At 65.9% G+C, this 6,367-nt stretch carries 5 protein-coding genes; 4 read left to right on the top strand and 1 reads right to left on the bottom strand.

Going from position 1 to position 6,367, the window contains the following annotated elements; genetic code table 11:
- Window positions 1-1,135: wax ester/triacylglycerol synthase domain-containing protein (locus tag G9373_RS28475; protein WP_167117885.1), on the bottom strand; the 1,135-nt coding region annotated here is incomplete at its 3' end.
- Window positions 1,136-1,381: 246 nt separating this feature from the next.
- Between G9373_RS28475 and G9373_RS28470 the strand changes: the two genes are divergently transcribed.
- The 4 genes from G9373_RS28470 to G9373_RS28455 all read left to right on the top strand — a co-directional run bounded on the left by G9373_RS28470 (window position 1,382) and on the right by G9373_RS28455 (window position 6,298).
- On the top strand, window positions 1,382-2,377 hold the full coding sequence (locus tag G9373_RS28470) for a hypothetical protein (RefSeq protein ID WP_054245553.1): 996 nt from the start codon (window positions 1,382-1,384) through the stop codon (window positions 2,375-2,377).
- A gap of 518 nt (window positions 2,378-2,895) precedes the next feature.
- Window positions 2,896-3,444 (top strand): PAS domain-containing protein, encoded by a 549-nt coding sequence (locus tag G9373_RS28465; protein ID WP_065491110.1) that lies wholly within the window; start codon window positions 2,896-2,898, stop codon window positions 3,442-3,444.
- Window positions 3,445-3,744: 300 nt separating this feature from the next.
- Window positions 3,745-5,316, top strand: coding sequence for an MBL fold metallo-hydrolase (locus tag G9373_RS28460; protein ID WP_167117883.1), 1,572 nt, complete (start codon window positions 3,745-3,747; stop codon window positions 5,314-5,316).
- 82 nt (window positions 5,317-5,398) lie between these two features.
- Window positions 5,399-6,298, top strand: coding sequence for a universal stress protein (locus G9373_RS28455; RefSeq protein ID WP_005563440.1), 900 nt, complete (start codon window positions 5,399-5,401; stop codon window positions 6,296-6,298).
- Window positions 6,299-6,367 lie beyond the last annotated feature (69 nt).

Here is a 6,367-nt window from a genome sequence, read left to right as displayed (position 1 = left end):
CGTCGGCGACGTACGTGTTCATCATTCGTTGCCGAGACAGCAGAGTCAGGGCAATCCACCGGACGGTCCGGCCGCCGACCACGGCCCCCCGGCGCGGACGGACACCCCGCTTACGGGTGGCGGTGTCGGCGGCTATCGACACCAGTCGGCGGACGGGATCGTCGATCCAGAGCGGGAGCGGCACGATCATCTGCCCAAGCAGATTCCCCCGCGCCGGCCCCGGCAGCTCCCGATGCAGCGACACGGGCACGACCGCACGCAACTCGAGGTTGTCGACAGGTTCCCCTCGACTGCGTAACAGTTCACGCAGGCCACCGGCGAAGACGGCAAGCAGCACATCGTTGACCTTCACACCGTACCGATCGGAGATCCTCCGCATCGTTGCGAGTTCGGTTCGTACGATAGCGAACTCACGAGCAGCACCGATCGGCCGATTCAGGCTGCATCGCGGCGCCCGTCCCCCGGAGACCATCTCCCGCACCGATGCCCAGGCACGCCGGGTACGACACACGATCGTCGCCGGCCGTGTACACGCCGCCAGCACACGAGCCGCCGCGGCCCGGCGACGCCGGAGGTTGTCGACGATCAGCTCGTTCGCCGCCGGCACCGGGGCCGGCATCCACGGCTCGACCCGAGGAGCCGGGCCGTCGGGCGCAGAGTCGAACAGTGCACCGAGCATCGCCACCCCGGCCGGGCCGTCGGCGATCACGTGGTGGACCCGGACATAGACCGCGGTCCGGCCGCCCGCCAGGCCGGGTACGAACCACATCTTCCACAGCGGCCGGGAGCGGTCGAGCGGACGCCGACGCAACTCCTCGACCACCTCGAGTAGCCGCGCCTCGTCAGCGTGATGCACCGGCGGGACGGCACACACGTGGTCTCGAACATCGAAGGCTGCCGCATCCACCCACAGTGGCCGTCCCAGACCCCACCGAGGCACGTAGACCACCTGCCGCAGACGCGGCGCCAGAGGCAACCGCGCCTCGATCGATGTCTGGACGTCCCCGAGCAGAATCCGCCCGTCCGTGTCGACGAGGTCACAGGCGTCGAGCAGGGCCACGAGACCGATGTCCTGCGACCACCCGGCCTCGTCCGGCCACAGAGTCATCACGTCCTGTGCGGTCAACCGCTCCACGAGCCTCACCCCATCAGTGCAGGAACGTCGATCCCGGACCGACCACGACTACCACGGCCTCGCGAGGTGTCGTCCTTCCACCAGTGTCGATCCGGGAGTGCGCGGGAAAATAGGGTCACAGGTCAACGCCCACAGTCGTCACTCGATGACCATCGGCCCTAATCGTGAACTCCCAACCGGCGAACACTGAAGACGGAATGCCCCGGGCCGTCAGAGCAACTCGGGCAGGCGGTCGAGGAGACGACAATGCAGCCTACTGTCCCCGATGACGATCTCATTCGGATCGCCGTCGGCCTTGCCTGCCGAGCGCCGTCGGTACACAACACCCAACCGTGGCGGTGGCGCTATGACGGTGGTGTGCTCGATTTGTCTGCCGATTCCCACCGCCGACTCGCCTCGGCGGACCCGTCGGAGCGGCAACTGGTGGTCAGCTGTGGAGCGGCCCTGCATCATCTGGGCACCGCATTGACCGCGCTGGGCTGGTTGGCCGACATACGCCGCGTACCCGACCAGGCGAGCCCGTCCCATGTCGCCCAGATCCGGTTCCACCATTACACCCGAAGCCCGCAGTCGCACGATCTCGATCTGCTTTCCGCGATTCGCCGCCGCTATTCGGATCGGGGCCCGTTCGATCCGGTCGATCCGAATACACTGTCACCGGCCTCGCTGAAGGACATGGTTCGCGGGCATGGCGTTCACCTGACGGTATTGCCGCACAGCGCCCGACCAGTGCTTGCGGCCGCCACCGAACTCACCGCCGCCTCCCGGCGGCTCGACCCCACCTACCAAACCGAACTCTACTGGTGGGCAGGACATTCCCTCCCCGAGGACGGAATCCCGACAGAGGCACTGGCCACCGCAGACAATCAGGCCCGCGTCGACATCGGGCGCCGATTCCCCATCGGCTCCGACAGCGGTTCCATCCTCCATCCCGACCAAGCGACGGTGCTCGTCCTCAGCACCGACGGCGACGACCGTGGAGCGTGGGTGCGCACCGGCGAAGCCCTATCGGCCGTACTGCTCGAAGCCACGGCCACCGGACACGCAACATGCCCGCTGACCCACATGACCGAGTTGCCGCAAAGTCGAAAAATGATTGGCAACCTGCTGCCGGACTCGGGTGTACCGCAAGTCCTGATTCGAATCGGTTCGACCGGCACGCAGGTTCCTCCACGACAGACACCCCGCCGCCCGATCGAGTCGGTTCTCACCATCGTCCCGCGACCCGGTCAACGTTGCTGACCGGCTTGGCGCAGAGATCGCAGGGGGACCGTTCTGGGACGCAGTTCGGGCCAGGAGGGCGGCTCCCACACCGCGCCCGGGTCGCGCAGCCGGGCCGTACCCCCGAACCCGGGCAGTGCCGGGGCGTGGACCCGCATCCAGAGGCGGGCCGAATCAGTGACTTATTGCCCTGTGCAGCGGGGACCCCTGCACGTAATCCTTGCAGAGGGTGGTGGAGCACCGTATCCCCGATAACCGTCGGTGGCCGGCGGCCCCACCCGTCCACGCGCCGATCTGAAAGATGCCGTCCTGGCCGATGAGCAGCATCCGATTACCGAACTTCCGGCGCCGCCCGAGGGCCGACGCGACCATCGGACGACCATCGGACGACCATCGGACGACCATCGGGCACCGGATCAACGTGTGTGGCGGCCAGCGCCGCCGTCCTCGTGTTGGGCTGTGTCGCGCTCGCCGCGGTGCTGATCTGACCCACCCGCGGTGGTGCCTCGCACACCGCCCCGACCCGGAGGCCTGAACATATGAGCAACCATCCGATACACCGGCTCGATCAACTCCTGCCACCCCTGCGATCGATCAGTAGCGCGGAGATCAAGACCCGCATCGACGCGATGCTCGCCGCCTCCGGCACCCCACGACGGTCGGAGCCGAAAGACGACAGACGACGCCGGAATCCGGCGACCGCGGAGGACTACCTCGAGCAACTTCCCGCCCTCGTATTGCTGCGACGGCTACCGGTGCCCGCTCTCGCGGTGGACAGGCATGGTGTGATCTCGCATGCGAATTGCGCGCTGGAGCGGATGCTGGGTTACCGCGAGGGCGGGCTCGGTGATGGTTCGGTCGCGGATTTCGTCGATCCGCAGTCGTCGCCGAACGATGCCGAGGCGGTGGCCATCCTGCACGACTTCGCCGGGAAGGTGATCGAACTCGCGCATCAGGACGGGTTCGTCGTTCGTGCACTGGTGAGCAGGTCGGTACTGCTCAGGCACGACGATCCGATCACGCTCGTGTGCTTCGAGGACGTCACCGAACGATTGTGGGACGGCGGTCGGGCTCGCGCATTCGATTGAACGCCGGTGCACCTGGGACACCTCGCGCGAGCTCGACGGCTGCTGGTACGCCACACCGCCGCCACTACGAGTAACTCACCCGCGGCCTGGAGGTGACGGGAGACCCTACCGGCCCGCCTGCCCTCCGATGTTCACTCGAATCGTGAGAGCCGTGCGATACAGGCAAGGGCACCGGACCCGGATGCTGGGAGCGAGTGCATCAGAGTCTGGATTTCGTCGCTGCCTCGGACGGGGCAGCGTCGCGTCGTTCGACACCCGCGCGCTTCGGCCGGAAGCCAGATCAAATACGAGGAGCCTCGCATGGCGAATCACGTGAACCTCACTTTTCACGGTGCTGCGAAGACAGTGACCGGCTCATGCATGGAGATCGAGTCGGAGGGCACGCGCATCCTGGTGGACTGCGGCCTGTTTCAGGGATCGCGCACCCTCGAGACCTTGAACTACGGTGCCTTCACCTTCGCGCCGGACACGATTGATGCAGTCGTTCTCACCCACGCGCATATCGATCATTGCGGCCTGTTACCCAAGTTGGTGGCGCAAGGCTTCGAAGGGCCGATCTTCTGCACCGACCAAACCTCCGACCTGCTGCAATACATGCTCGCCGACGCCGGGCGTATCCAGGAGTTCGAGGCGCAACACCGAAACCGACGACGCGATCGTGCCGGAGAGGCGACAATTACCCCGCTCTACACCGAACACGATGGGCTCACGGCGTGGCGGCAGACCCGTCCTGTGCCGTTGGAGGAATGGTTCGAGCCCGCTACAGGCTTTCGAGCGCGGCTGTGGAATGCCGGTCATATTCTGGGCGCAACATCGGCGGAGGTCGACGCCGGGGGCGTGCGCCTGCTCTGTTCCGGTGATCTCGGTCCTCAGTACAAGGCGTTTCACGCCGATCCGGAGGGTCCATCGGGGTTGGACTTCGTCATCTGCGAATCGACGTACGGCAGCCGAACCCGTATGCGACTGAGCATCGACCAGCGGCGTGACCTGCTGGAAGAGGAGATCAACAAGGCCATTTCGCGTGGTGGAAATCTCGTGATCCCTGCCTTCGCGTTGGAACGAACGCAGGAACTGCTGCTCGACATTGCGTATCTCGCCGACGCGAACCGCATCCCCAACGTTCCGGTCTTCGTCGACTCTCCGCTGGCCAACCGCGCGACCAGCGTATTCGCCAGGCATGCAGGCGAGCTCGAGGATCTCGGGGGCAAGGACATCTTCCACCATCCCTCGATCCACTATGTCGATGATGCTTCCGCCTCGATGCGGATCAACAGCATGTCGGGGGTCATCATCATCGCGGCTTCGGGGATGTGCGAGGCGGGACGCATCCGCCATCACCTCGCACACAATCTGCATCGCCGGGATTCGACGATCTTGTTCGTCGGATTCCAAGCCCAAGGCTCGCTGGGACGCGTCATCCTCGAAGGCGCACGGCAAGTGAAAATTTCGGGCACCGACGTCAATGTGCGAGCGCATATTCGGCGGCTCGACAGCTATTCCGCCCACGCAGATCAGGCCGAACTGCTGGACTGGATCAAGGAGCGGAAGCCTATCTCGGGCAGCCTGTTCCTGACCCACGGTGAACCGGGGGCAATCTCGGCGCTGACCGAACTGGCGTCGGAAGACGACCCTTCCCTTTCGATCGTCACCCCGAACATCGGGGAAAGCTACCAACTGCAGTGCGGCACCCCCGCGAAGCTGATCGGCACCGCCCGCACAGATGCTGCGCAACTGATCGGGCGCGACTGGCAGAACGACTACGCCGACTTCGCGGTGAGCCTCAAGCGTCAACTTGCCCAGATCCCGGATCCGGTGAACCGCCAGAAGGCCGTCGCGGATATGCGCAAAGTTCTGGAACGGTACGGAATGTGATGACCTTCTCCTCTACGGCGCCATCACGGCAGCGGCGACGATGGTGGGGACTCGATGATCCGCGTAATCCCGAGGAGACATCATGACCACCCGCCGCCCGATCGTCGCCGGAGTAGACGGATCGGAGTCGTCCCTCCAGGCCGTGTCGTGGGCGGCGCACGAAGCCGCATTGCGGAATGCTCCGCTGACCTTGGTGACCACCATGTTCGTCCCCGGCGCCTACGGTATGCCGGTCGGGGTGCCTGCCAGCTTTTTCGAGGAGGAGGAACTCGAGTGCAAGGCGCGGCTCGTCCGGGCCGAGGAGGTGGCCGCCCGGGCCGTACCGGGGCACACCCTCGAGATCGACACGGCGTTCTGCATGGGCGCTCCCTCCGGTGAGCTGGTCGAGCGGTCGAAGTCTGCACTGATGGTGGTTGTCGGCGCGAACCGACACGGAATCATCGACCGTACCGTGCTGGGATCGGTCAGTGCGGCGGTCGTGACTCATGCGCACGCGCCCGTCGCTGTCGTGCGAGACCTGCCGCACACCGAGATCAACGACGTCGCAGGGCCCGTCGTGGTCGGTGTCGACGGCTCGGCGAACAGCGAGCCGGCGATCTCGGCGGCGTTCGAAGAGGCCGCATTGCGTCAGGTCGAACTTGTTGCGGTACACGCCTGGTCGGATGTCGAGCTGCACGCCCCGTTCCCCAGTGACGTCGACTGGACGCAGGTCGAAAGCCGCGAGGGAGCGATACTGTCGGAGAGCCTGGCCGGTCGCGCCGAGGACTTCCCCGACGTGCAGGTCCGGCCGGTCGTGGTCATGGACCAACCTGTTCGGAATCTGCGCGAGCAGGCCGAGCGGGCGCAACTCCTGGTGGTCGGGAGCCGTGGGCGAGGTGGATTCGCGAGCATGCTGCTGGGCTCGACCAGCAGAGCCCTGCTACACACGGTGACGTGTCCCCTACTCATCGTCCGTTCAGTGCTCCCGAGTTCCGCGACGTAGGCCTGTCGGTGTCGGCGCGGGCCCGACGGCAGTGGTCGGACGACCTGGCAGGCGAAGCACGGGACCAGC

This window comes from Rhodococcus sp. A14 (assembly GCF_011603105.1).
GTDB lineage: Bacteria > Actinomycetota > Actinomycetes > Mycobacteriales > Mycobacteriaceae > Rhodococcus_F > Rhodococcus_F opacus.
Note: the sequence above shows the minus strand (reverse complement) of the source record. Positions and strands in the feature narration are given on the sequence as shown.

Coding starts and splice junctions, on each gene's coding strand:
- G9373_RS28465 (WP_065491110.1), top strand. CDS start 2,896: ATGAGCAACCATCCGATACACCGGCTCGATCAACTCCTGCCACCCCTG.
- G9373_RS28470 (WP_054245553.1), top strand. CDS start 1,382: ATGCAGCCTACTGTCCCCGATGACGATCTCATTCGGATCGCCGTCGGC.
- G9373_RS28455 (WP_005563440.1), top strand. CDS start 5,399: ATGACCACCCGCCGCCCGATCGTCGCCGGAGTAGACGGATCGGAGTCG.
- G9373_RS28460 (WP_167117883.1), top strand. CDS start 3,745: ATGGCGAATCACGTGAACCTCACTTTTCACGGTGCTGCGAAGACAGTG.